This window comes from Bordetella sp. 02P26C-1, from assembly GCF_009763255.1.
Taxonomy (GTDB): domain Bacteria; phylum Pseudomonadota; class Gammaproteobacteria; order Burkholderiales; family Burkholderiaceae_B; genus Bordetella_A.
The window spans coordinates 153318-177961 of sequence record NZ_WSJB01000018.1 but is presented as its reverse complement, the minus strand read 5'-3'; the positions used below and the strand labels follow the sequence as shown (position 1 = coordinate 177961).

General features: G+C 62.3%; 25 protein-coding genes. 18 read left to right on the top strand and 7 right to left on the bottom strand.

All coding sequences use genetic code 11. The annotated features are described in order from the left end of the window. Positions 1-9: 9 nt before the first annotated feature. Positions 10-741, bottom strand: coding sequence for a ribulose-phosphate 3-epimerase (gene rpe, locus GOQ28_RS10260; protein WP_160356361.1), 732 nt, complete (start codon positions 739-741; stop codon positions 10-12). Positions 742-843: 102 nt separating this feature from the next. Between rpe and apaG the strand changes: the two genes are divergently transcribed. From apaG to GOQ28_RS10235, 5 genes are read left to right on the top strand one after another with little or no spacing between them, the layout of a single operon-like run. Beyond that, positions 844-1218: a Co2+/Mg2+ efflux protein ApaG gene (apaG, locus tag GOQ28_RS10255; RefSeq protein ID WP_160349937.1), complete on the top strand. Its 375-nt coding sequence runs from the start codon at positions 844-846 to the stop codon at positions 1216-1218. 29 nt (positions 1219-1247) lie between these two features. Continuing rightward, positions 1248-2549 (top strand): murein transglycosylase A, encoded by a 1302-nt coding sequence (gene mltA / locus GOQ28_RS10250; RefSeq protein ID WP_160356360.1) that lies wholly within the window; start codon positions 1248-1250, stop codon positions 2547-2549. Continuing rightward, positions 2546-3715 carry a UbiH/UbiF family hydroxylase gene (locus GOQ28_RS10245; RefSeq protein ID WP_160356359.1) on the top strand — a complete coding sequence of 390 codons (1170 nt, stop codon included), beginning with the start codon at positions 2546-2548 and terminating at the stop codon, positions 3713-3715. The genes mltA and GOQ28_RS10245 overlap by 4 nt, the downstream gene beginning before the upstream one ends. A 19-nt stretch (positions 3716-3734) precedes the next feature. Continuing rightward, positions 3735-4487 carry a DsbC family protein gene (locus tag GOQ28_RS10240; RefSeq protein ID WP_160356358.1) on the top strand — a complete coding sequence of 251 codons (753 nt, stop codon included), beginning with the start codon at positions 3735-3737 and terminating at the stop codon, positions 4485-4487. A gap of 49 nt (positions 4488-4536) precedes the next feature. Continuing rightward, positions 4537-5499: an NAD(P)-dependent oxidoreductase gene (locus GOQ28_RS10235; RefSeq protein WP_160356468.1), complete on the top strand. Its 963-nt coding sequence runs from the start codon at positions 4537-4539 to the stop codon at positions 5497-5499. 93 nt (positions 5500-5592) lie between these two features. Here the strand turns inward: GOQ28_RS10235 and ttcA are convergent, their stop codons facing one another. Continuing rightward, positions 5593-6561, bottom strand: coding sequence for a tRNA 2-thiocytidine(32) synthetase TtcA (gene ttcA / locus GOQ28_RS10230; RefSeq protein WP_160356357.1), 969 nt, complete (start codon positions 6559-6561; stop codon positions 5593-5595). Positions 6562-6588: 27 nt separating this feature from the next. Further along, positions 6589-6948, bottom strand: coding sequence for a dihydroneopterin aldolase (gene folB, locus GOQ28_RS10225; RefSeq protein ID WP_160349942.1), 360 nt, complete (start codon positions 6946-6948; stop codon positions 6589-6591). Positions 6949-7059: 111 nt separating this feature from the next. On the opposite strand from folB, the gene GOQ28_RS10220 reads away from it, so the two are divergent. Then, complete coding sequence (locus GOQ28_RS10220; protein WP_160356356.1) at positions 7060-7971, top strand: NAD(P)/FAD-dependent oxidoreductase; 912 nt, start codon at positions 7060-7062, stop codon at positions 7969-7971. Positions 7972-7989: 18 nt separating this feature from the next. On the opposite strand, the gene GOQ28_RS10215 is transcribed toward GOQ28_RS10220, so the two are convergent. Beyond that, positions 7990-8751, bottom strand: a complete 762-nt coding sequence (locus GOQ28_RS10215; protein WP_160349944.1) for a maleate cis-trans isomerase family protein — start codon at positions 8749-8751, stop codon at positions 7990-7992. Between the two features lie 97 nt (positions 8752-8848). Continuing rightward, positions 8849-9811, bottom strand: a complete 963-nt coding sequence (locus GOQ28_RS10210; RefSeq protein WP_160356355.1) for a Bug family tripartite tricarboxylate transporter substrate binding protein — start codon at positions 9809-9811, stop codon at positions 8849-8851. 159 nt (positions 9812-9970) lie between these two features. Here GOQ28_RS10210 and GOQ28_RS10205 point away from each other — a divergent pair, with 159 nt between their 5' ends. Beyond that, the gene (locus GOQ28_RS10205; protein ID WP_160356354.1) at positions 9971-10936 is read left to right on the top strand and encodes a LysR substrate-binding domain-containing protein; all 966 of its coding nucleotides are present in this window, start codon (positions 9971-9973) and stop codon (positions 10934-10936) included. Positions 10937-11109: 173 nt separating this feature from the next. Here the strand turns inward: GOQ28_RS10205 and GOQ28_RS10200 are convergent, their stop codons facing one another. Further along, positions 11110-12876: a M61 family metallopeptidase gene (locus tag GOQ28_RS10200; RefSeq protein WP_160356353.1), complete on the bottom strand. Its 1767-nt coding sequence runs from the start codon at positions 12874-12876 to the stop codon at positions 11110-11112. A gap of 45 nt (positions 12877-12921) precedes the next feature. Between GOQ28_RS10200 and GOQ28_RS10195 the strand changes: the two genes are divergently transcribed. The 11 genes from GOQ28_RS10195 to GOQ28_RS10145 all read left to right on the top strand — a co-directional run bounded on the left by GOQ28_RS10195 (position 12922) and on the right by GOQ28_RS10145 (position 23006). Beyond that, positions 12922-13698, top strand: coding sequence for an enoyl-CoA hydratase (locus tag GOQ28_RS10195; RefSeq protein ID WP_160356352.1), 777 nt, complete (start codon positions 12922-12924; stop codon positions 13696-13698). 149 nt (positions 13699-13847) lie between these two features. After that, positions 13848-15422 (top strand): DUF1254 domain-containing protein, encoded by a 1575-nt coding sequence (locus tag GOQ28_RS10190; RefSeq protein WP_160356351.1) that lies wholly within the window; start codon positions 13848-13850, stop codon positions 15420-15422. 202 nt (positions 15423-15624) lie between these two features. Next, positions 15625-16059 (top strand): ATP synthase subunit I, encoded by a 435-nt coding sequence (locus GOQ28_RS10185; RefSeq protein ID WP_160349950.1) that lies wholly within the window; start codon positions 15625-15627, stop codon positions 16057-16059. A 68-nt stretch (positions 16060-16127) separates the two neighbouring features. Beyond that, the gene (atpB, locus tag GOQ28_RS10180) at positions 16128-17009 is read left to right on the top strand and encodes a F0F1 ATP synthase subunit A (protein WP_160349951.1); all 882 of its coding nucleotides are present in this window, start codon (positions 16128-16130) and stop codon (positions 17007-17009) included. Positions 17010-17125: 116 nt separating this feature from the next. Continuing rightward, on the top strand, positions 17126-17368 hold the full coding sequence (gene atpE, locus GOQ28_RS10175) for a F0F1 ATP synthase subunit C (RefSeq protein WP_003815363.1): 243 nt from the start codon (positions 17126-17128) through the stop codon (positions 17366-17368). A 150-nt stretch (positions 17369-17518) separates the two neighbouring features. Continuing rightward, positions 17519-17989, top strand: a complete 471-nt coding sequence (locus GOQ28_RS10170; protein WP_160349952.1) for a F0F1 ATP synthase subunit B — start codon at positions 17519-17521, stop codon at positions 17987-17989. 12 nt (positions 17990-18001) lie between these two features. Beyond that, the gene (locus GOQ28_RS10165; RefSeq protein WP_160349953.1) at positions 18002-18541 is read left to right on the top strand and encodes a F0F1 ATP synthase subunit delta; all 540 of its coding nucleotides are present in this window, start codon (positions 18002-18004) and stop codon (positions 18539-18541) included. 39 nt (positions 18542-18580) lie between these two features. Beyond that, positions 18581-20122: a F0F1 ATP synthase subunit alpha gene (gene atpA, locus GOQ28_RS10160; RefSeq protein WP_160349954.1), complete on the top strand. Its 1542-nt coding sequence runs from the start codon at positions 18581-18583 to the stop codon at positions 20120-20122. Positions 20123-20221: 99 nt separating this feature from the next. Next, entirely contained in the window at positions 20222-21127 is a 906-nt protein-coding gene (atpG, locus tag GOQ28_RS10155; RefSeq protein ID WP_160349955.1) for a F0F1 ATP synthase subunit gamma, read from the top strand. A gap of 43 nt (positions 21128-21170) precedes the next feature. Next, positions 21171-22571: a F0F1 ATP synthase subunit beta gene (gene atpD / locus GOQ28_RS10150; RefSeq protein WP_160349956.1), complete on the top strand. Its 1401-nt coding sequence runs from the start codon at positions 21171-21173 to the stop codon at positions 22569-22571. 9 nt (positions 22572-22580) lie between these two features. After that, positions 22581-23006: a F0F1 ATP synthase subunit epsilon gene (locus tag GOQ28_RS10145; RefSeq protein ID WP_160349957.1), complete on the top strand. Its 426-nt coding sequence runs from the start codon at positions 22581-22583 to the stop codon at positions 23004-23006. 115 nt (positions 23007-23121) lie between these two features. Here the strand turns inward: GOQ28_RS10145 and GOQ28_RS10140 are convergent, their stop codons facing one another. Further along, positions 23122-24453: a hemolysin family protein gene (locus GOQ28_RS10140; RefSeq protein ID WP_160356350.1), complete on the bottom strand. Its 1332-nt coding sequence runs from the start codon at positions 24451-24453 to the stop codon at positions 23122-23124. Positions 24454-24644 lie beyond the last annotated feature (191 nt).

Below are 24644 nucleotides of genomic sequence, written 5' to 3'. Positions count from 1 at the left end.
AAACAGGGCTTACACCGATACCGTGTCGGCGCGTCCGATTTCGCGGCGCAGATCTTGGATGACCTGGGTGTAATCCGGTTTGCCAAAAATGGCCGAACCGGCGACAAACGTGTCGGCGCCAGCCGCGCGGATTTCAGCGATATTGTCGACTTTCACGCCGCCATCGACTTCCAGCAAAATGGGCTGACCACCGGCCTGAACCCAACGGTCGATGCGGCCGCGCGCGTCGCGCAGCTTGGTCAGCGTGGAAGGAATAAAGCTCTGGCCGCCAAAGCCGGGGTTGACCGACATCAACAACACCACATCGAGCAGTTCCATGACGTGGTCCATCGCATCCAGCGAACTGGCCGGGTTGAACACCAGGCCGGCCTTGCAGCCGTTATCGCGGATCAGCGACAGCGTGCGATGGACGTGGCGCGAGGCTTCGGGGTGAAAGGTAATGATGTCCGCGCCCGCTTTGGCGAATTGCGGAATCAGCTCATCCACCGGTTCGACCATCAGGTGCACGTCGATCGGCACCTGGACGTGCGGCCGAATGGCGGCACATACCATCGGGCCGATGGTCAGGTTGGGCACATAGTGATTGTCCATGACATCGAAGTGGATCCAGTCGGCGCCAGCGGCGACGACATTACGCACTTCTTCGCCCAGACGGGCAAAGTCGGCGGACAGAATACTGGGGGCGATACGGGCTTGGGCCGGGGACGAGGCGGGCATGATGGTCGGAGTTTCCACGGGCATAATGTGCCATTATTGTAGTTTGCGCGTGTGACACTTGTCCGTCGGGGCGGTGTGTCGCGCGGCGCGCCGTTCAACCGCCTCTGTGCTCACCGGGAAAGGCCCGTGAAACCCTACGACCTGACCGTCACCGTCACGCCCCAATTCGTGCCCGAGCAATCGGACCCCGCCGAACAGCAATACGTGTTCGCCTATACCGTGCGTATTACCAACACCGGCGAGCATCCGGCCCAGGTGATCAGCCGCCACTGGATCATCACCGATGGTCATCAGCGCGTGCAGGAAGTGCGCGGCCTGGGCGTGGTGGGCCAGCAGCCGCTTTTGGCTCCCGGGGAAACCTTCGAATACACCAGCGGCTGCCCGCTGCCTACCCCGGTAGGCACCATGCGCGGCACGTATCACTGCGTGGGCGAGAATGGCATTCCCTTCGAAGTGCAGATTGCCGAGTTCATGCTCGCCATGCCACGCACCTTGCATTGACGGCGTACGTTTTTCCCTATCGATCGCTCATGAATCGTTATTTGAAATTATTGTGCCTGCCACCCCTGCTGGCGGCCCTGGCGGCGTGTACGACGCCCGCACAGTCCCCAGAGGAAACGCTGCCGGGCCAGCCCGCGCCCGTGGAGGCCAGCGATAACGCACCGCTGGTGGTGCCAGATCTCAATGCGCTGCGCGATACGCCGGCGCGTAAACTCGCCGGCCGGTTCCAGCGGGCCAATTGGGCGGAGATGCCGGGTTGGTCGAATGACGATCTGTCGAATTTCTGGCCCTTGTTCGTGCGTAATTGCCGAGGACTGATGCGTCAGACTTCGGGCAATCTCGCCGCACCGGCGCGCGCCACGCCCCGCGCCTGGCAGCCGGTGTGCGCGGCGGCGGCCAAGCTGGAAGGGACCCCGATGGACGCGGCGGCGGTACGGCAATTCCTGCAGATGCATTTGCAGCCCTGGCAGCTCAACGGCGCCGATAATCGGCAGGCCGCCAACACAGTGACCGGCTATTACGAACCCTTGGTGCGCGGCTCGCGCCGTCAGGGCGGGGTGTATCAATGGCCGCTATACGGTGTGCCAGAGGATCTGCTCACGATCGACCTGGGTTCGGTCTACCCGGAGCTGGCCGGCAAGCGCGTGCGCGGCAAGCTCGTGGGCAAGCGCGTCGTGCCCTACGACACGCGCGCGAGCATCGAGGCCAGCGGCAAGCGCCCGCCCGTGATTGCGTGGGTGGACGATCCCGTGGATAACTTCTTCTTGCAGGTGCAGGGTTCGGGTCGCGTTCTATTGACCGATGGGCCCGACGCGGGCACGACGATGCGGGTCGCATACGCCGATCACAACGGCCAGCCGTATGTGTCCATCGGCCGCTGGCTGATCGACAAGGGCGAGCTGCGCGCCAACGAGGCATCGATGCAGAATATCCGCGCCTGGGCGCAACGTAATCCGGCGCGTGTGCGCGAGATGCTCAACGCCAACCCCGCTGTGGTGTTCTTCCGCGAGGAGGTCGTTACCGACCCGGAACTCGGACCCAAGGGGGCATACGGTATTCCGCTGGTGGCGAAGCGTTCGATCGCGGTGGATGCCAGTTTCGTGCCGCTGGGCACGCCGGTTTATCTGTCGACCACCTGGCCCTCCTCGGATCGACCGCTCCAGGGTCTGGTTTTTGCGCAAGATACCGGGGCGGCGATCAAAGGCGCCGCGCGTGCTGACCTATATTGGGGTTTTGGCGACGAGGCAGGAGCCCAGGCTGGCCGCATGAAACAACGGGGTCAGATGTGGGTGTTGTGGCCCAAGCAGGCCGGGGAGCCTACTGCGCGATGAGTACACCGATTGTTATTTGCGGGGCCGGGATTGTCGGGCTGGCCAGTGCGCTGGCGCTGGCCCGTCGCGGGCAGCGCGTCACCTTGCTGGCGCCCGCGCGCACGGTGCCGCCCGCGAGCGCGGACGTTTATCACCCCCGCGTGTATGCCATCTCGCCCGCCAGCCAGCGGTTCCTGAACGAGATCGGCGTCTGGGACGCCATGCCGGCCGAGCGCATCACGCCGGTCGAGGCGATGGAAATCCACGGCGACGCGGATGGACGGGTGGAGCTCAACGCCTGGCAAGCCGCCCAGCCCCAGCTGGCCTGGATCGTCGAGTCCGGCGAAATCGAACGGGTGCTGTTGCAGGCGGTGCGCATGTTTGGCATCGCGTGGATCCAGGATCGGGCGGTCGCTTATCGCCCGGGCGCGGTGCAAACCAGCGCGGGCGACTGGATAGAAACCGAGCTCGTGGTCGCCGCGGACGGCGCGTCGTCGCCTTTGCGTACGGCTGCCGGGATTCCCCATACCTCGGTGCCTTATCACGACACGGGTCTGGTCGTGCATTTGGAGACCGAGCGTCCCCATCAGGGTACGGCGTTTCAGTGGTTCCGCGATGATGGCGTGCTGGCCTTGCTGCCGATGCCCGATATCGCGGGCACGCATCAGGTTTCCATGGTGTGGTCGATGCGGGAAAAACAGGCTGCCGAGTTGCAGGCCTTGCCCGCCGATGAACAGACCGCACGGCTCGAACGTTGGCTACTAGAGGCCTCGCAGGGCCGCCTCGGCCGCTTGAAGGTGCGCAGCAAGCTGCATGGCTTCCCGCTGACGCTCGATCAGTCGCGCATGACCGCGCCCGGCATCGCGCTGGCCGGAGACGCCGCGCATCGCGTGCACCCGCTGGCCGGCCAGGGCCTGAATCTGGGCCTGGGCGATGTCGAAGCACTGGCCCGCGTCGTGGCCGAGCGCGAGTCATATCGGCCGGCCGGGGATGAGCGCGTGCTGCGCCGCTATCAGCGCGCGCGCGCCGAGTCGGTGCTGGCGATGCGGGTGGCCACCGATGGCCTGCACAAATTGTTCCGTGCGCCGCAGGCGCCCCTGGCATGGCTGCGTAATGTAGGCATGCGCTGGGTCGACGGCGCACCGGTGTTAAAGCGTTATTTGATCGATGGCGCCTCGCGTAACTGAGTCGTCACTAGGAGTTGTTATGCGTAAGCGCGTTATTTCTTATCTGGCACCTGTTCTTTGCGCCGTGGGGCTGGCGCTGTCGGCCGGCGCCGGGGCACAGACGGCGGCCAAGCCCCAGCCCGCCGCTGCCGCTACCGATCCGCGCGAGGCGGCAGTCGCCAAGCGTTTTGGCGAAATTTTCAGCAATCTGGACGTCGCCGGCGCGCGCCGCACGCCCTATGGCATTTACGAGGTGCAGGTCGGATCGGACCTCGTCTACACCGATGAGGGCGTGACCTGGGTCATGGAAGGCCCGCTCATCGACGTGGCGACGCGCCGCGACATGACGCGCGAGCGACTGGAACAGCTCGGCTCCATCCCGTTCGATCAGTTTCCCTTCGAGTTGGCCGTCAAACAGGTGCGGGGCAATGGCGCGCGCAAAATGGTCGTGTTCGAAGACCCGAACTGCGGCTATTGCAAGCAACTGCACAAAACCCTGAAGGACGAGAACAACGTCACGATCTACACGTTCCTCTATCCGATTTTGTCGCAGGATTCCGTCACCAAGTCGCGCGACATCTGGTGCGCGAAAGACCGCGCACGTGTCTGGCGTGAGTGGATGGTAGAGGGCAACGCCCCACCCACGGCCGAATGCGATGCGCCCATCCAGGAGGTCACGGCGCTGGGCCGTAAATTGATGGTGCGCGGCACGCCCGCCATATTCTTTCCGGACGGTAGCCGTCTGAATGGCGCGGCGCCCATCGCGACGATACGCAGCCATCTCGGGAAATGATCACGATCGAGGCGATAACAACAGGAGACTAGCCGTGAGCGACGACACGATTCGCATTGCAGTACTGGACGATTATCACGGCGTGGCCGAACGCTACGCCGATTGGACGACCTTGGGGCCGCGGGCGCAGGTACAGACGTTTCGCGACTATCTGCCCGAAAGCGCGCGCGCGGCGGCTCTGGCGCCGTTCGATGTGATCGTGGCGATGCGAGAGCGTACGCCGTTTCCGGCGGACTTGATCAATGCCTTGCCCCAATTGCGGCTGCTGATTACGACAGGCATGCGTAATCTCGCCATCGATATGGATGCCTGCCGCGGGCGCGGCATCGTGGTCTGCGGCGCGCCTGGCAGTGCCGACGCGAACACCGCCACGGCCGAGCTCGCCTGGGCGCATATTTTGGCGCTGTTCAAGAATCTGACGACCGAAGACGCCAATATGCGGCGCGGTCTGTGGCAAACCGGCATGCCCCGGCCACTCGCTGGAAAACGCCTGGGCGTCGTGGGGCTGGGTAAGCTCGGCACCGCCGTCGCGCAAGTCGGTCGCGCATTTGGGATGACGGTGCAGGCCTGGAGTCCGAACCTGACGCCCGAGCGCGCCGCCCAAGCGGGCGTGCAATACGCGGACAAGCACACGCTGTTCGCCGATTCGGATGTGGTCAGCCTGCATCTGATCTTGAGCGAGCGTACCCGCAACGTCGTGGACGCGGCCGCGCTGGCGGCAATGAAGCCCACGGCGTTTCTGGTGAATACCTCGCGCGCGGGGCTGGTGGATCAGGAGGCGTTGTTCGACGCCCTGCGTAAAGGCCGTCTCGCCGGCGCGGGCCTGGACGTTTTTGACGAGGAACCGTTATCGGCCACGAGCCCCTGGCGTGCCCTGGATAACGTCATCCTGACGCCGCATCTGGGTTACGTCAGCGAGGAAAACTTCACCGCGTTCTATCGCAACGCGGTTCAGGCCGTGCAGGCCTGGATGTCGGGTGAGCCGAAACGCGTGTTGAACGCCGAGGCCTGATGGCTGCTGTGATGGCGTAAAAAGCGGCGTGCAAGCGGAGCGCGGATCAGCACGGCGGATCGTCAGACCTGCCGTGCGCGGCACACCATGCGTTTAACGCCGGGTGAATACGATCTTCTGCTCCGTCATCAGCGAGCCGTCGTCAGCCCCGGTGTCATGACACCCCGCGTCGCTCTGCTGTTCCTGCGCATCATTGGTGGGATCGATCGTGTCGAACGCCGTGTCGCCATTTTCATCGGGGACGCCCGTCGGCTTGAGCCCCACGAAATCGAACAGCTCGCGGTCCATCAGGTGCGAGGGCACCACACGCGCCAGCGCATTGAACACGTTCCACGACCGGCCGGGATGTTTGCGATCCCATTCCTGGATCATCCGCCCGACCTCCTGGCGCTTCAGGTTTTCCTGTGAGCCGCACAGGTTGCACGGAATGATGGGGAACTGCTTGAGCTGTGCGTAGGCGATCAGGTCGCTTTCGGGGATATACGCGAGCGGCCGGATGACGGTATGGCGGCCGTCGTCGGAGACGAGCTTGGGCGGCATGCCCTTGGTCTTGCCCCCGTAAAACAGATTCAGGAAAAACGTCGCCAGAATATCGTCGCGGTGATGACCCAGCGCGATCTTGGTCGCGCCCAGTTCGTCGGCCACGCGATACAAAATGCCGCGCCGCAGTCGCGAGCACAGCGAACACATGGTCTTGCCCTCGGGGATGACGCGGGTCACGATCGAGTACGTATCCTGCGTCTCGATGTGAAACGGCACGCCCAGCGAGGTCAAATAATTGGGCAGCACCTCGGGCGGAAAGCCAGGCTGTTTCTGATCGAGGTTGACTGCGATGATGTCGAAGGCGAACGGCGCGCGTTTACGCAAGGTCATCAGAATATCCAGCATGGCATAGGAATCCTTGCCGCCGGACAGGCAGACCATGACGCGGTCGCCTTCCTCGATCATGTTGTAGTCGCTGATCGCGCGCGTGGTCTCGCGCGCCAGGCGTTTGGTGAGTTTATTGCCTTCGTGGCGGATTTTTTCTTCCGCGCGCGTGCGGATCTTGACGGGGGTATCCATGAGGTCCTGCGTAGTCACGTCGTCGGCCTAGCGATTGATCTGTATTTCCACGCCCACGGCGGCGCAATCCGCGAACGCCATGGGTTTGCTGATGCGTAGCCGCACGCCGCGCACTTCTTCGAAGTCGCGCAACAACCGATGCGCGACACGCTCGGACAACGTTTCGATCAGGTTGACATGCGCGCGCGTGCATTCGTCGACAATCGCTTCGCGCAGGTGACGATAGTCCAGCACGCTTTGAATGTCCTGGTCGTCGACATTGCGCGTGATGTCGATATCGAATTCTGCATCAATGTGCAGCGGCTGGGTGGCCCGGCGCTCGTGCTCGAGGATGCCAATGCGGGCATCCAGGGCCAGCCCGGAGAGGAAAATGCGACGTGTAGGCATGATGTCTACCTATAGAGAGAACCAGAATTGTAAGGCGCGCGCCGCCCCTGGCTACAATTCCGCCTAAACGCCCGCGCGGCGAGAGATGGCGACATACGGAATCAGACATTTATGCAGGTCTACGACGCAGTCATTGTGGGAGGAGGTCCGGCCGGTGCCTCGTGCGCGATCTGGCTGGCGCGCCTGGGCTTGTCGCCCGTCTTGATCGAGGCCAGCGACAGGCTGGGCGGTCTGGGCAATGACAATCCCTTCGTCGATGACTGGATCGCGGTTTTGCCCGGCGTGACCGGGCAAGAGGTGGCCGCGAATATTGCCCGCAGCGTCGAGGCCGCACGGGTGCCGGTGCGTCTGGCACGGCGCGCGCGCGAGGCGTATCGGACAGAACAGGGATTCGAGGTGGTCGTCGATTCACCCCGCGCGAGGGCGGCCGAAGCGGCCGACATGGATCGCGTTCGGGGCCGCTCGCTCGTAATCGCCTCGGGCGTGCGCGCGCGAAGCTTGCCCGGACATGCGCCCGGCACGTCGTGGCCCGGGGTGTTCGTGGGTCCCGGCTCGTCCATCGTGGCGCAGGATTATCAAGGGCTGTCCGTCGCGGTCCTGGGCGGCGGGGACAACGCCTATGAAAATTTCGTCTATGTGCGCAATCGCGGCGCCAAGCGCGTGCATTTGTACGCGCGCAGTGTGCGGGCTCAGCAGCAATGGATCGCGCGTGCCGGCGTCGAAGGTGTACATGTGGGGCCGTACGAAGTCGACCCCGTGGCGCGTACCGTGGATGGCCACCGCTACGATCTTATCCTGGTGTTCTACGGCTGGGAGCCCCAGGCGGCCTTTGCCGAAGGCCTCGGCCTCGAACACGACGCACGCGGATATATCCATACCGATCCCGTGACGGCACAAACCAATGTGCCGGACGTCTACGCGATCGGCGAAGTCGCCAACCGCATGCACCCCTGTGTCGTGACCTCCATGGCGGACGGGGTGGTGGCGGCCAAGGCGATTCAGCGGCGCTGGGAACGTCGCTGAATCGCCTTGTCGTGACGATTAGTACTTGCCGGACAACAACTCGCCCGCATCGGGGACGCGCGTTTCCAGGTTCAGCACTTGCAGCATGCGATACACCGTCGCGGCGGCGGCGGTCACGACCGGCAGGCCCAGGCGGTCCTGCGTGGGCTGGATCGAGGCCAGCGAAGGCATTTGCACGCAGGCCGACAGTACGACCGCGTCCACGCCATTGGTGTTCAGGCGCTTGACGTGTTCGGCCGGGGCGAGCGGATCTTGCGCGCCGACCTTCAGGTTATCGGCGATTTCCAGCGACACGGCGTCGTGTACTTCGATGCCTTCGTGCTCGATGTAGTCCACCACCAGCTTGGTCAGCGGCTTCATGTAAGGCGTCAGGATGGCGACCTTGCGCGCGCCGATGGCGTGCAAGCCTTCCACCAGCGCACCGGCGCTGGAGATCACCGGGGCCGGACCGCCATTGTCGACGGTGGCTTGGTGCAGGCGCTCTTGCGAGACACGGTGGTAACCCAGGCCCTGGCTCATGATGGCGACCAGGCAGGCATAGCCCAGTACGTCCACGCGAGCGTCGGACAGTTCCTGAGCGCAACGGTCGGACTCACGGTCCATGGAGGCCAGCTCGGCGGCGGTCACTTGCTTCATGCGCATGCGGCTCGAGTGGAACGTGTAGCGTTCCGGCGCGAAGGCTTCGCGGCGGCGCAGCATTGCCGGGATTTCGGTTTCCATCGTGGTGTTGGAGCTGGGCACGATTTGGCCGATACGGATGTTGCGAGGTGACGTGGTCATGATAAGCCTCCAAAAAATAGGCGTGAGTGAGCCCGGCCGCCCCTGTAGGGCGGTAGTCCGAGAACGTCGGGCTCAGTAAATGGACGGGGAGGGAGCGTTATTCCGCGGTGATGCCCGCTTCTTCCACCGTGCGTTTCCAATAGGCCAGCTCTTTGTCGACGCGCGCTTGCAGCGCCGCGGGACCTTCGAAGCGGGCTTCGATGCCGGCGGCCTGGGCGTTTTTCTGCGTGGACGCTTGCTGCACGGCAGCTTCGACACTGGCGGCGAGTTTGTCGATGACCGGTTGCGGCGTGCCGGCCGGGGCGAACAGGCCGACCCAGGATTCCAATTGGTAAGCGGGCAGCCCGGCTTCAGCCGTGGTCGGCACGTCCGGCAGCATCGGGTGACGCTTGTCGGCGGTGACCGCCAGGGCGCGCAGTTTGTTGGTTTGCACGTGACCCATGACCGACGGCGGCGTGGTGATGAAGACCTGCACGTTCCCCGCCAGCACGTCCTTGATCGCCGCGCCCGAGCCACGGTAGGGCACGTGCGTCATTTTGGCGCCGGTGAGCTGCGAAAACACTTCGGTGCCTAGATGCGAAAGCGAGCCCACGCCTTGCGAGGCGTAGTTGATCTCACCCTTGGACTGCTTCACTTCCTCGATGAAGTCGGTCAGGTTGGTGGCCTTGACCGTGTCGGGGTTGACCGCGATGACGTTGCTCGACACAGTGATCAGGCCCACCGGCACGAAATCCTTGGGCGCCCAGGGGAGGTTGCTCGTCAGATTCGGGTTACCCACGTGGTAGGCGGAGTACGACACCAGCAGGTTATAGCCGTCCGGCTTGGAGCGCGCGACCGCTTGGTAGGCGATATTGCCGCTGCCGCCATCCTTGTTTTCCACAACAACCGTCTTGCCGAGCGCGGCGCCCAGCGGCTCGGCGATGATGCGCGCCGACGTGTCGACCAGACCGCCGGGCGGGTTGGGCACGACCAGCGTGACGCTGCGGGTGGGGAAATCCTCTGCGGCATGGGCGGCGAACGCCGTGGCGGCAAGCAGGGTGGTAGCGAGCAGTTTATGCATGAAAACGTCTCCGGGAGCACAGCTAATTGTGATGGGACTATTGTGCGCGCGTGCAACAATACTTTCCAATATCGTTTTTATCTCATTTGATATTTTTCGCAAATAACTGCGTGCCGTTTGCGGGGCGGTATTTGCTATTTAACTCCGGCGGGCTTTGCTTTGGAACTACGACAACTGCGCTATTTCGCTGTGCTGGCCGAGGAGCTGAATTTCACCCGGGCGGCGGCGCGCCTGCACATTTCCCAGCCGCCGTTAAGCCTGCAGATCGCCCAGCTCGAACGGGAGCTGGATGTGCGCTTGTTCGACCGTAACAATCGCCGCGTCGTATTGACCGAGGCGGGCGAGGCGTTTCTGAACGATGTGCGCATCACGCTTGGGCGGCTGGCCGATGCGACCTCGCGCGCCCGCGATGTGGAACAGGGTTTGGCCGGTCGGATTGAAATTGGCTTGTCGGGATCGCACTTCATGGGGCCGGTGCCAGCGTTGATCGCGCGCTACAAGCAGGAGAATCCGCAGGTGTCGGTACTCTTGAACGAGATGAATCCGGCGGCCCAATTGGAAGCGCTGCGCGGCCATCGGATCGATGTGAGCATTTCGCGCAGCAAAGTGGATGATGAGCTGCTGCAGTCCATGCCCTTGTGGCCGGACCCGGTCGTGGTGGCTTTGCCCACCGCGCATCCCCTGGCCGGCCGCGCGCGTGTGGATCTGTCCGCGCTGGCGGACGACAATTTTGTAGTCTTGCGGCAAGAGACCTCGGGATTCGCGCGGCTACTGGCGCAGGCCTGTGCGCAGGCCGGGTTATTGCCGCGTGTGGTGCAGACCGTGGCCGAGGTGCCCGCGCAGCTTGCTCTCGTACAGGCGGGCCTGGGCGTGGCCTTGGTTCCCCGTTCGACTTGCGAGCATTTTGGCGAGCGGATCGCCGTGTGCGAGCTGTCTGCCAGTGTCGGGCAGGGAATGGTGTACGCCGTAACGCGCCGCGAAGGCGGGCGCCGGGCGCTCGATCCCTTTTTGCACGCGGCTGCGGAGATGGGGCAGGAGCTGCGTCGGGATCGACGCGGACGGCGAGCACGCAAGGCTGCCGGTCTGTCCGGCCCTGCCGTATCCGAAGGAGAGGGTGCCGGTTAAAACAGTGCCATCTCCGAGGCGCAGGGCACCGGGTAAGAGGGGGCAGCCATGCCGCATGGAGGGCACACGCCCACGAACCTATGCTCTGGTTGTCATGACGTGGTCAGCGCTTCGAATGTACCGAGCCACGCCTCGGCTGTCATTACGCAGTCCAGCACATATAACGTGCCGATCTACGCCTCGGCTGTCAGCACACAATCCAGCGCCTCGGGTGCGCCCAGTCTGACCTCGAACGCGCGCAACTCATCGCGTCGAAAAACGTGAATCGTGACGCGCGCGCCCGGGCGATATTGCGCCAACAGTTCTTCCAGCCCACCCGGTGCGTTGACCCGCAGGCCGTCGATGGCCACCAGCACATCGCCCGCCGCCAACCCGCCTTTATGCGCGGCGCCGCCCTCGAACACAGTGGCCAGCACCAGCGCATCGCCTTGTTTGCGGGTGCGTACGTCCAGCGTCGGAATGTTGAGCGATGCTTTCCAGCTCAGGGTGATTCCTTGCGGCTCGAGTAATTCGGCCAGCGGCACGTCAGCGGTGCCATAGGCATAACGCGCGATAAAGCGGCGCGTGTCCACGCCCGTGGCTTCACGTATCAACGCGGGCAGCTCGTCTTCGCTAATGCCCTGTGGGGAGCCTTGGTAGAACCTGCGGCCATATCGTTGCCACAGCAACCGCATGACATCGTCCAGCGATCGCGTGCCGCCGCTCTCACGGCGGATCAGCAGGTCGAGACCCAATGCGACCAGCGATCCCTTGGTGTAGTAGCTGACCAGCGCGTTGGGTGAATTCTCGTCCTGCTTGTAATAGCGGGTCCAAGCGTCGAACGAGCTTTCTGCGACGGATTGCTTGAGCCGCCCCGGCGTGCGGGCCACGCTACTGATGGTCTTGCCCAGCAGGCGCAAATAGTCGGGCAAACCGATGGTGCCCGAGCGCAGCAGCATCAGGTCGTCGTAGTAAGAGGTAAAGCCCTCGAACACCCAGAGCAAGCGCGTCAGCGCGGGTTCTTGCAACGCGTACGGCACGAATGCCGCGGGTTTGATACGCTTGACGTTCCAGGTGTGAAAATATTCGTGGCTCACCAGCCCCAGAAAGGTGCGATAGCCCTCGCCCTGACCGGTCTGCCCGATGACCGGTAGATCCTTGCGCGAGGCCATGAGCGCGGTGCTGGCGCGATGCTCCAAGCCGCCATAGCCATCGCCCACCACCATGGTCATGAAGACATAGCGGTCGCTGCTGTCGAGAAACGGCGCGCGCTTGCTGCGCGGTTCGAACAACGCGATTTGTGCTTCGCAAATGCGCCGCGTGTCTTCGACGATGCGATCCAGATCCAGATTGGGGATGACGCCGGTGAACACCATTTCGTGCTCGGCCCCATGCGCGGTAAAGCGGGCGACTTGCGGCGTGCCCATTTCCACGGGGTGATCGATCAGCGCGTCATAGTCCGGCGCCAGATACAGGCCAAAACCATGCCGGCGCGCCGCGCCGCGATAGCCGCGCGCTTCGGGCAGACTGGTGTACACCTTCCAGCCGTCGATGCCGCGCGGCGGCGCGAGGTCCACCAGACAGGACGCATTGTCCTGGCCCTCAACCCGTAGAAAGACACTCGTGCCGTTGAAAAAACCGTGGGTTTCATCCAGATGCGCGCCGCGCACGGACAGATCCCAGGCATACACCACGTATTCCACCTGCAGCGGCCCGGCGCAGGGCGCGACTTGCCAGGTATGGTTGTCCGTCTTGGCTACGCGCACGGGGCGACCGCCGGACCTGGCCGACAAGGTCTCTATTTGGCGCGAAAAATCGCGGATCAAATAGCTGCCTGGTATCCAGGCGGGAAGACTCAATCGTTGACCTTCCGGATCCGGCTGCGTGACGGTCAGCGATATCCGGAACCGATGTCCGGCGGGGTCATGGGGTTCGAGGCGGTAAATTACGGATGTGTCCATTGCGTTATCTTACTTGTCTACGCTTAATTGTTCAGGAGACCGTGCATGAGCGAATCCTTAGTGTTGGTCGAGACCCGGGGCCGGGTCGGTTTGTTGACCTTGAATCGTCCCAAGGCCCTTAACGCGCTCAACGATGCGCTGATGGATGAGCTCGGCGCGGCATTGCTCGCGTTCGACGCCAATGAAGACATCGGCGCCATCGTGATTACGGGTAGCGAAAAAGCCTTTGCCGCGGGCGCGGATATCGGCGCGATGAAAGACTGGTCCTACATGGACGTCTACAACAGCGAGTACATCACGCGCAATTGGGAAACCCTCAAGCGCGTGCGCAAGCCGGTCATCGCCGCGGTGGCCGGTTACGCCCTGGGCGGCGGCTGCGAGTTGGCCATGATGTGCGACATGCTGATCGCCGCGGACTCGGCCAAATTCGGACAGCCGGAAATCAAGCTCGGCGTGATCCCCGGCGCGGGCGGCACCCAGCGCTTGCCGCGCGCGGTCGGAAAAGCCAAAGCTATGGATCTGGTGCTGACGGGCCGCATGATGGGCGCCGAGGAAGCCGAGCGCGCCGGGCTAGTCTCGCGCATTGTGCCGGCCGACAAGCTGCTGGACGAAGCCATCGAGGCCGCCACCGTCATTGCATCGATGTCCTTGCCGTCGGTGATGATGGCCAAGGAATGCGTCAATCGCGCCTATGAGTCCACGTTGAGCGAAGGCATGCTGTACGAACGCCGCCTGTTCCATTCCTTGTTTGCCACCGAGGACCAGAAGGAAGGCATGGCGGCCTTCGTGGAAAAGCGCAAGCCCGCGTTTACACACCGTTAGACCTGAATAAGGGGCGTATAGCCCTGTAACCTTTGCTTTACCCGGCGGTTTTATTCCGGGCCTATGCTGTCAGGGCGTGATAGTCAGAGGCCGTCCCCGTTGCGGGGATGGCCGGCTCGTCTTTTCAAACATGAACAAGGAGCCTTTCCATGCCCTACTGCATTGCACACCGCCGAGAGTGGCCGAAGGCTATCCTCGCCGGCGCGATCAGCGCCGGTTTTGCTTGCGCCGCATGGGCGCAGGCGCCGCAACCTTCGATGCGTCTGGTTTCCCAAACGCCCACGGCCGCAGTCAGTCCCTCGGTCACCGCCGATGAATTGCAAGATATCGCGGTCGACGCCTATCTGTATGCCTACCCGATGGTCTTGATGGAGGCCACGCGCCGTGCCTCGACCCAGGTGCAGACATCACTGGCCGGGCGCGCACCCATGAATCAGTTTGGTCACCGCACCGCTTACCCCGAGCCCGGCGCGACGGATGTGGGCTGGCCTAGCGCCGATATGCTGTATTCGAGCCTTTGGTATGACGTGAGCCGTCAACCGCTGCTCATCCGCGTGCCGCCCTCGGGCGGGCGGTATTACTCGATTTCGCTCCTGGATATGTGGTCCGATGAGTTTGCCTCGCGCGGCACCCGGGTCACCGGTGATGGGGAGCAGCAATTCTTGCTCGTTGGCCCGCACTGGCACGGACCCGCGCCGGCGGGCACGCCCGTGGTCCGCAGTCCGACGGGCATGGGCTGGTTGCTCGCGCGTATTCAAACGGGCGGGCCCAATGAATACGGGGCAGTGAATCAATTCCAAGCTGCGATGAGCGCGACGCCCTACGCGGTGTCGCCGCCGACGCCCGCACCGCTGCCTATGTCGCCGCAGCGCGCCGGCGCCGCGAAGCCGCCTACATGGCAAAACGACGGTGCCTACGGCGGTGCATCCGGCTGGAGGCCACCGGCTGCGGGGTTTGCGCAACCGTCGGCGGTTACCTGGGATCCCGTGGGAACGCCCGCGGAACAGGTCGCCAATATGTCCGCCGCCACATTCTTTACGCTGTTCAATGAATTGCTGCGCACCAATCCTCCGCATGCGAACGACAATACGATCCTGACGCGCATGCATCGCATCGGCTTGATCGGTCCTCAGCCGTTCTCCTATGACCGGCTCGATCCAGCGGTGAAGCAAGCGTTGGAAGAGGCGCGTCCCTTGGCCGGTCGCCGGATCGCCGACACCGTGGCCCATCTGGGGACTCCGGCTAACGGCTGGAATACGGTGCGCACCGCTATTGGCAGCTATGGCACGGACTACGCACGCCGTGCGGCCGTGGCCTATGCCGGTCTGGGCGCCACCACGCCGGATGAAGCGCTGTATCCGGTGACCGCGGTGGACGACAGGGGTAGGCCGCTGGTCAGCAACGAAGACTACGTCCTGCATTTCGACAAAGCCCAGCTGCCCCCGGTCAACGGCTCTTGGTCGCTGACGGTCTACAACCAGAACAATGCCTGGTCGCCGAATAACAGCGGCCGCTACACATTGCGCAGCACCGACCCGTTGAAATACAACGCGGACGGCTCGCTCGACATTTATCTTTCTCGCAACGACCCCGGCACGCAAAAGCGGGCGAATTGGTTGCAGACCCCGCAAGAAGGGCCATTCACCCTCAACATGCGTCTTTACTCTCCAAAAGACCTCGCTCTCGATGGTGGCTGGGCGCCTCCGCCCGTACGGCGCGATTAACCCCATTCTCGACGTGGTCTTAGCGCTCGGGACGCAACAGCAAGCTGCTGTTGCGTCCCTTTCACGCACCTGAAAATTCCTCTGTTTTGATTTGCTCGCGTAGGTAAAAACCCGCTATACTTTACGGGTTTGACGCTTGCGGGATAACACGTGTGGTGTACCCACCGCGCACGTCTTTATCGCGCAGGAGCGGGGAAATCTGATGCAGCAGGGCCAGCAGGTTGAAACACCTTTGGCATTGACCGATGCCGATCGCGCGGCATTGAATGCTCAGGCTTGCCGAGGGCTCCTGCGGGTAATGGCCGCGCAGGGAGCCATGGGACTCGCGGCAGCGGCAATTGCGGGGATCATTGCAGGGGCGTCGGCTGGCTGGTCAGCATTGGCGGGGGCAGGGGCGTATTTCGTACCCAACGCATTATTTGCGTTGCGTCTGCTCGTGAACGTGCTGAAAGCGGGTCGGGCCAGTCCTGTTACGTTTCTCTTTGGTGAAGTAGTCAAGTTGCTCATGACGGCCTTGCTGTTAGGGTTACTGGCGCGCCTGGCGCATGACTGGCTGGTTTGGCCGGCCGTGTTGTTCGGTCTGGTACTCACCCTCAAGGGCTATCTTCTGCTGTTGATGTTCCGCAAGTTGTCGTAGTTGCTTAGAAATCATGCAAACGATCGGTTCGCAAGGGCCGGTCACACAGCAAACAGGGTAGGGATCAAATGGCAGCCGCCAGCGACGTATCGCCTCAGTCCGCGTACATTCAGCACCATCTGGTGCATCTGAACAATATTGGCGAAAAGCAATCTGTCATTGCTCAGTTCGACGTCATTAACTATGACTCGATATTCTGGTCGCTTTTGATGGGTTTGATCGCCGTGCTGTTCCTCTGGGCAGCGGCGCGCCGCGCGTCCTCGGGCGTGCCGGGTCGTTTGCAGGCCTTTGTGGAAATGCTGGTCGATATGGTCGACGAGCAGGCCAAGGGCATCGTGCACAACGCCAAGAGCCGTCTGTTCATTGCCCCGCTGGCACTGACCGTTTTCGTCTGGATCATCCTGATGAACGTGCTCGACTTGATCCCGGTCGACCTGTTGCCCTCGATCTTCCGCTGGACCGGTCTGGGCGCCGATCACCACGATCCGCTCTACTACCACCGTATTCTGCCGACCGCTGACCTGAACGTGCCGATGGGCATGTCGCTGGGCGTGCTGCTCCTGATGCTCTACTACGGCATCAAGATCAAGCATCCGGGCGGTTTCGTTAAAGAACTTTTCTCGGCTCCGTTCCATGCCCATGGCATCGGTGCCGTGCTGCTGGCGCCTGCCAACCTGCTGCTCAACATCATCGAATACGCCGCCAAGTCGGTTTCGCTGGGCATGCGGTTGTTTGGCAATATGTTCGCCGGCGAACTCGTGTTCATGCTCATCGCTCTGCTGGGCGGTGCCTGGACGGGCCTGAATGCCGCCAGCGTCGGTTTCGGGATTGGCCATGTTTTAGCCGGTTCGGTGTGGGCCATCTTCCACATCCTGATCGTGCTCTTGCAGGCTTTCATCTTCATGATGCTGACGCTGGTTTACCTCGGTCAGGCTCACGAAGGGCATTGACCCCTTTTCCCGGCGCGGTCCATCCGGGTCGTGTCGGGGCGCAAGGTTTTCTTGCATTCCTAGCAGTATCCGTTTTCTTAATTAATTGACTTCAGATTTCTAACCAAGGAGTTGTCATGACCAACGTCGCTTTCGTTGCTCTCGCTTGCGGTCTCATCATCGGTCTGGGCGCTATCGGCGCATGTATCGGTATCGCATTGATGGGCGGCAAGTATCTGGAAGCTTCGGCTCGTCAGCCCGAACTGATGAACGCGCTGCAAACCAAGATGTTCCTGCTGGCCGGTCTGATCGACGCGGCGTTCCTGATCGGTGTGGGTATCGCCATGCTGTTCGCTTTCGCCAACCCGTTCGTCGGCTAAGCCCTACGGATCATGGCAACGCCCGCCGCTTGTTCAGTGGCGGGCATGACGCCGACAATAGCGGAATCCTCCGCTGCAAGTCGGCAAAGTATCGAGTGCTCCGCGTCGCCATTAGTGCGCCCGGGGCCGTAAGGTGTTAAAGGAACGACCGTGAATCTGAACGCGACGATCTTTTTCCAGATGCTCGTGTTCTTCGTTCTGGGTTGGTTCACGATGAAATTCGTGTGGCCCCCCCTGACGAAGGCGATGGACGAGCGCCGCCAAAAAATCGCCGACGGCCTAGCCGCCGCCGAGAAGGGTAAGGCCGATTTGGCCCAAGCCCAAGCGCGCGTCAGTCTGATCGAGGCCTCTGCCAAATCCGAAACCCACGCTCGCATTCTCGAGGCCGAAAAGCAAGCCGCCTCGCTGATCGAGCAAGCTCGCCGTGAAGCCGAAGCTGAACGTGCTCGCATCATCGCCCAAGCCGCGCAAGATGCCGCACAGGAAGTTCAACGTGCTCGCGATGCGCTGCGCGACGACGTCGCGGCGCTGGCGGTCAAGGGTGCCGAACAGATCCTCAAGCGCGAGGTTGACGCCCGCGCACACGCCGAGCTGCTGACCCAGCTCAAGGCGCAGCTTTAATCCGGGAACGCCATGGCTGAACTTTCCACTGTCGCCCGGCCCTACGCCGAAGCGCTATTCAGCGCGGCGCGCGACGACAAGGCCGGCCTGCCGGCTTGGGCCGATCTGATCGGCGAGCTGGCCCAGGTGGCCGACAACGCCGACGTGCGCGAAGCAATGTCCGATCCCCGATTGGCAGATGCACAGCGTGTCGAGTTGTTCGCCGGCCTGATCAAATCGCCGTTGCCCCAGCAGATGCGTAACTTCATCGAGCTGCTGGTGGCTAACGACCGGCTGCTGTTGCTGCCCATCATCGCCAAACAATTCGTCGCGCTGAAAAACCGCCACGAAGGCACGGCGCAGGCGGAAATCACCAGCGCGTTCGAACTCAGCGACGCTCAGGTCAAAGAACTGGTCGATGCGCTCGAGGCCAAGTTCGGTCTCAAGCTCAATCCCAGCGTCTCCGTTGACAAGTCGCTCATCGGCGGCGTGCGGGTGGCGGTCGGTGACCAGGTGCTCGATACTTCCGTACAAGCCCAATTGGCCCGCTTGCGGGATACGCTGGCCGCTTGACGCGCGCTCGGCCAGATAAACAGGATTCCAGGAGTCAATATGCAACTCAATCCCTCCGAGATCAGCGAACTGCTCAAGAGCCGCATCGAGGGCCTGGGCGCTTCGGCTGACATTCGTACCCAGGGCACCGTCGTGTCCGTGACCGACGGTATTACCCGTATTCACGGTCTGTCCGACGTGATGCAGGGCGAAATGCTCGAGTTTCCCAACAACGTCTTCGGCGTGGCGCTCAACCTCGAGCGCGATTCCGTCGGTGCCGTTATTCTGGGTGACTACACCGGTGTGTCCGAAGGCGATCAGGTCAAGACGACCGGCCGCATTCTCGAAGTCCCCGTCGGCCCCGAACTGAAAGGCCGCGTGGTCAACACGCTGGGTCTGCCGATCGACGGCAAAGGCCCGATCAACACCAAAGAAAGCGACATCATCGAGAAAGTGGCTCCCGGCGTTATCGCCCGCCGCTCGGTGTCGCAACCGCTGCAAACCGGTATCAAGGCTATCGATTCGATGGTGCCGATCGGCCGTGGCCAGCGCGAGCTGATCATTGGCGACCGTCAGACCGGTAAGACCGCTGTTGCCGTCGACACGATCATCAGCCAAAAGGGCAAGGGCGTTACCTGCGTGTACGTCGCCATTGGCCAGAAGGCATCGACCATCAACAACGTGGTGCGCAAGCTCGAAGAGCACGGCGCCATGGAATACACCATCGTCGTGGCGGCTTCCGCCTCCGACTCGGCCGCCATGCAATACCTGGCTGCCTACGCCGGCTGCACGATGGGCGAATACTTCCGCGACCGCGGCGAAGACGCGCTGATCGTTTATGACGATCTGACCAAGCAAGCCTGGGCCTATCGTCAGGTCTCGCTGCTGCTGCGTCGTCCGCCCGGCCGTGAAGCTTACCCCGGTGACGTGTTCTATCTGCACTCGCGTCTGCTCGAGCGTGCCGCTCGCGTGAACGAAGAGTACGTCGAGAAATTCACCAACGGCGCCGTCAAGGGCAAGACCGGCTCGCTGACCGCGCTGCCGATCATCGAAACCCAGGCTGGTGACGTGTCGGCTTTCGTTCCGACCAACGTGATCTCGATTACCGACGGTCAGATCTTCCTGGAAACCGACCTGTTCAACGCTGGTGTGCGTCCCGCTATCAACGCCGGTATTTCGGTGTCGCGTGTGGGTGGTGCCGCTCAGACCAAGGTCGTCAAGAAGCTCTCCGGCGGTATCCGTACCGACTTGGCGCAGTACCGTGAACTGGCCGCTTTCGCGCAGTTTGCCTCGGACCTGGATGACGCAACCCGTCGCCAGCTCGAGCGCGGCAAGCGCGTGGTCGAACTGCTCAAGCAGCCGCAATACCAGCCGCTGCAAGTGTGGGAATTGGCCGTCACGCTGTACACCGTCAACAACGGCTATCTGGACGATGTGGACGTCACGCGCGTTCTGGCATTTGAAAAGTCCTTCAAGGACCAGCTCAAAGCCAAGCACGCCGGCCTGATCCAGCGCATTGAAGACACCAAAGAACTGTCCAAGGACGACGAGGCCGAATTGGCCGCCGCTCTCCAGGATTTCAAGAAGCACGGTGCTTTTTAAGGCAATGTCTGGCGTAGTGGCGGACCCCGTGTCCGCCCTACGGTAGGGCGGGGCGAGCCCCGGCCGTAACCCGCCAAGCCGTTACAACAGGAAAGCGCAATGCCCGGAATTAAGGAAATCCGAACCAAGATCAAGAGCGTGCAAAACACGCGCAAGATCACCAAGGCCATGGAAATGGTCGCCGCATCCAAAATGCGCAAGGCGCAGGAACGGATGCGCGCGGGCCGTCCATACGCCACCAAGGTGCGTGAGATCGCCGCGCACTTGATGCAGGCCAACCCCGAGTACAGCCACCCCTATCTGATCGAGCGCGAAGTCAAAGCGGTCGGTGTCGTGCTGGTCACGACCGATAAGGGTCTGTGCGGTGGTCTGAACACCAACATCAGCCGTGTCACCTTGGCCAAGCTGAAAGAATTCGAGCAGCGCGGCATTCCCGTGCGCACGACGGCTTTCGGTAACAAGGGTCTGGGCCTGTTGACGCGTATCGGCGCCAACCTCGTCTCCAACGAAGTTCAGCTCGGTGACAAGCCGGATCTGGACCGTCTGTTGGGCGCGATCAAGGTGCAGCTCGACGCTTACCTCAATGGTGAGATCGACGCGCTGTATGTGGCGTCGACCCGCTTCGTGAACACCATGAAGCAAGAGCCGGTGTTCCTGCGTCTGCTGCCTTTGGCCAGCGGCTTGGATGACCCCTTCCAGTCGGGCGCTGAGGCTTTGGAATCCGTTTCCGAAGTCAAATCGAACTACAGCTGGGACTACATCTACGAACCCGATGCCAAGAGCGTGATCGACGATCTGTTGCAGCGTTACGTCGAAGGTCTGTTGTACCAGGCAGTGGCCGAAAACATGGCCTCGGAGCAATCGGCCCGGATGGTTGCCATGAAGGCTGCGTCGGACAACGCCAAGAAGGTTATCGGCGACCTGCAACTGGTCTACAACAAGACCCGTCAGGCAGCGATCACCAAGGAAATTTCGGAAATCGTAGGGGGCGCAGCCGCTGTGTAAGCAGGCTGCATCCCGTCAAAAAGCTATCAAGCAAGGAATCGACATGAGCAACGGAACCATCGTTCAGTGCATCGGCGCCGTGGTGGATATTCAGTTCCCCCGCGATCAAATGCCCAAGATCTACGAAGCGCTTACCCTGGCTGACGATACGTCGCAGTTCGCCGAAAAGGGTCTGACGCTGGAAGTCCAGCAACAGCTGGGCGACGGCGTGGTTCGTACCATTGCCCTGGGCTCCAGCGACGGCCTGCGTCGCGGCATGAAGGTCGAGCGCACCGGTGCGCCGATCTCGGTGCCCGTGGGTCACGGCACGCTGGGCCGCATCATGGACGTGCTGGGTCGTCCCATCGACGAAGCCGGCCCCATCCAGGCCGACGAAAAGCGCGCCATTCACCAGACCGCTCCCCGCTTCGACGAACTGTCGCCGTCGGTGGAACTGCTGGAAACCGGCATCAAGGTTATTGACTTGGTCTGCCCGTTCGCCAAGGGCGGTAAGGTCGGTCTGTTCGGCGGCGCCGGTGTGGGCAAGACCGTCAACATGATGGAACTCATCAACAACATCGCCAAGCAGCACAGCGGTTTGTCGGTGTTTGCCGGTGTGGGCGAACGTACCCGCGAAGGGAACGACTTCTACCACGAAATGGAAGAGTCCAACGTGTTGGACAAGGTGGCCATGGTGTTCGGTCAGATGAACGAACCTCCGGGCAACCGTCTGCGCGTGGCACTGACCGGCCTGACGATGGCCGAGAAGTTCCGTGACGAAGGCCGGGACATCCTGTTCTTCGTGGACAACATCTACCGTTACACCCTGGCCGGTACCGAAGTGTCGGCACTGCTGGGTCGTATGCCGTCGGCCGTGGGTTACCAACCGACGCTGGCCGAAGAAATGGGCGTGCTGCAAGAGCGCATCACCTCGACCAAGACCGGTTCGATCACCTCGATCCAGGCCGTGTACGTGCCTGCGGATGACTTGACCGACCCGTCGCCTGCCACGACCTTCCAGCATTTGGACTCGACCGTCGTGTTGTCGCGTGACATCGCCGCCCTGGGTATCTACCCGGCCGTGGATCCGCTGGATTCGTCCAGCCGTCAGCTCGACCCGCAAGTCGTGGGCGAAGAGCACTACGCCGTGGCCCGTGGCGTGCAGCAAACGCTGCAGCGCTACAAGGAATTGCGCGACATTATCGCGATTCTGGGTATGGACGAACTGTCGCCGGAAGACAAGCAGGCCGTGGCCCGCGCCCGTAAGATCCAGCGCTTCCTGTCGCAGCCGTTCCATGTGGCAGAAGTGTTCACCGGCTCGCCCGGTAAGTACGTGCCGCTGGCCGAAACCATCCGCGGTTTCAAGATGATCGTCGAAGGCGAGTGCGACGCGCTGCCCGAGCAGGCCTTCTACATGGTCGGCACGATCGACGAAGCCTTCGAGAAGGCCAAGAAACTGCAATAAGGATCTGATATGGCTACCCTGCATGTGGATGTCGTCAGCGCTCAGGAATCGATCTTCACCGGTGAGGCGAAGTTCGTGGCTCTGCCTGGCGAAGCGGGTGAACTGGGCATTCTGCCCGGCCACACCCCGCTGATTTCGCGCATACGCCCTGGTACGGTCAAAATCGTCCGTCCGGATGGCGCCGAGGAAAACATCTTCGTCGCCGGGGGCATCTTGGAAGTGCAGCCGGGCATGGTGACGGTGTTGGCCGATACGGCAATCCGTGCCGCTGACTTGGACGAAGCGCGCGCCGAACAAGCGCGCGCCAAGGCCGAAGAAGCCCTGCGCAATGCCAAGGACAAGGCCGATATCGCCGTGGTTGAAGCCGAGTTGGCCATGCTGGCCGCCCAGGCCGTGGCCGCGCGCAAGCTTCGTCAAACGCGCAGCACGCACTAAGCAGTACCCCCGCGGGCGTTTAACGCTGGCGGGTGTCGCAGTAAACAAAAGGCAGCTTCGGCTGCCTTTTGTTTATGCGGAGTGGTTATCCGTTGCGTTGGTTTATCGCGCGTTTTTAGTCCGGTAACTGTCCGGCAGCGCTGGCACCCGCGGGCGGCACGGGCGCCGTACGTGTCACCAGCACCTGGTCCACGCGATACGTATCCACGTCCATCACTTCGAATTGGTAGCCGCCCAGGTTAACGATGTCGGTTCGACGCGGCACCCGGCGCAAGGCTTCCATCAAGAACCCGGCCAGCGTTTCGTATTCCTCGCCATGGAGTTCGTCCTCGATGCCGAGCACGCGTCCCACGTCCTGAATCGGGGTTGCGCCATCGATCAGCCAGGAATGATCATCGCGCTGGATGATGAACTCCTCGTCTCCCGGTGATACCAGTTCGCCCATCACGGTGCTCATCACGTCGTTGAGTGTCACCAGTCCGACGATCAAGCTGTATTCGTTGACGATCATCGCAAAGTCTTCGCCGACCTGACGAAACTGTTCCAGCACCTCGGCCAACGTCAGCCGGTCGGGCACGACCAGCACCTTGTGAATCAGCTTAGGGTCCGTCAACGCGATCGATTGGCCATTCAGCAACCGCTGATACAAGTCTCGCGTATCGACATAGCCCACCACGTGATCGATGTCGCCGCGGCAGACGGGATAGGTGGAAAACGGTTCTTCGGCGATGCGCGCGCGGATGATGTCTTCGGGGTCGTCCTGCAGGAACCAGGCGATGCGATCGCGATGCGTCATCGCGCTCTCGACCGTGCGGGTATCCAGTTCAAAGATGTTTTCGATAATGCGCTGCTCGCCGCGCGCCAGCACGCCCGAGCGCGTGCCAGCCTCGGCCAGCGCCAGAATATCGTCTGAGGTAATACGTTCGTCGCGGCGTGTCGGCAAGCGCAGCAGACGCATCAACTGATCGGCGGTGCGCGAATACAACCACACCAGCGGCGAGAAAATCCGCACCAGGATGCGCATCGGCCCGATGACCCGCAGCGAGAAATGCTCGGGTTCGGCCATGCCGGCTTGCTTGGGGATCAAATCGGTAAGCACGATGAACAGCGAAGTCACCAGAACGAACGAGCCGATGAACCCTAGCGTGCCGGCCAGCTCCGGTTCGAGCCAGCGCGCGAGAAACGCCGAGAAAGTCGGGCTGAAAACCCCTTCGCCCACGATACCACCCAGAATCGCCAGGCCATTCACCCCGATTTGCACCGCCGTGAAATAGTGCCCGGGCTGCTGCTGCACACGCAGGACTTCTTCCGCGCGGGTGTCGCCCGCCTCGGCCAGTTGCCGCAGCCGCAGACGCCGCGAGGCGGCCAGGGCGATCTCCGCCACGGAGAAGAACGCGGCTGCGATCAACAGCGCCAACAACAGCAGAAGATTCTGTCCAAGTGTCATTACCAAGGGCGAGAGTGGCCGGGCTCGCTGAAGTGATACACGCGTCGATTCTACCGTGGACCCTTTACCGCGCCATTGGATGTGTCGTGTCCAGGAGCTACGTTGATGGCAATGTTGCAGCGGCACGCCCGGCGCGGTTCGTTACGGTCATTTATCGATATGTTCGATTAATCAAGCCAAAATCTTCATTG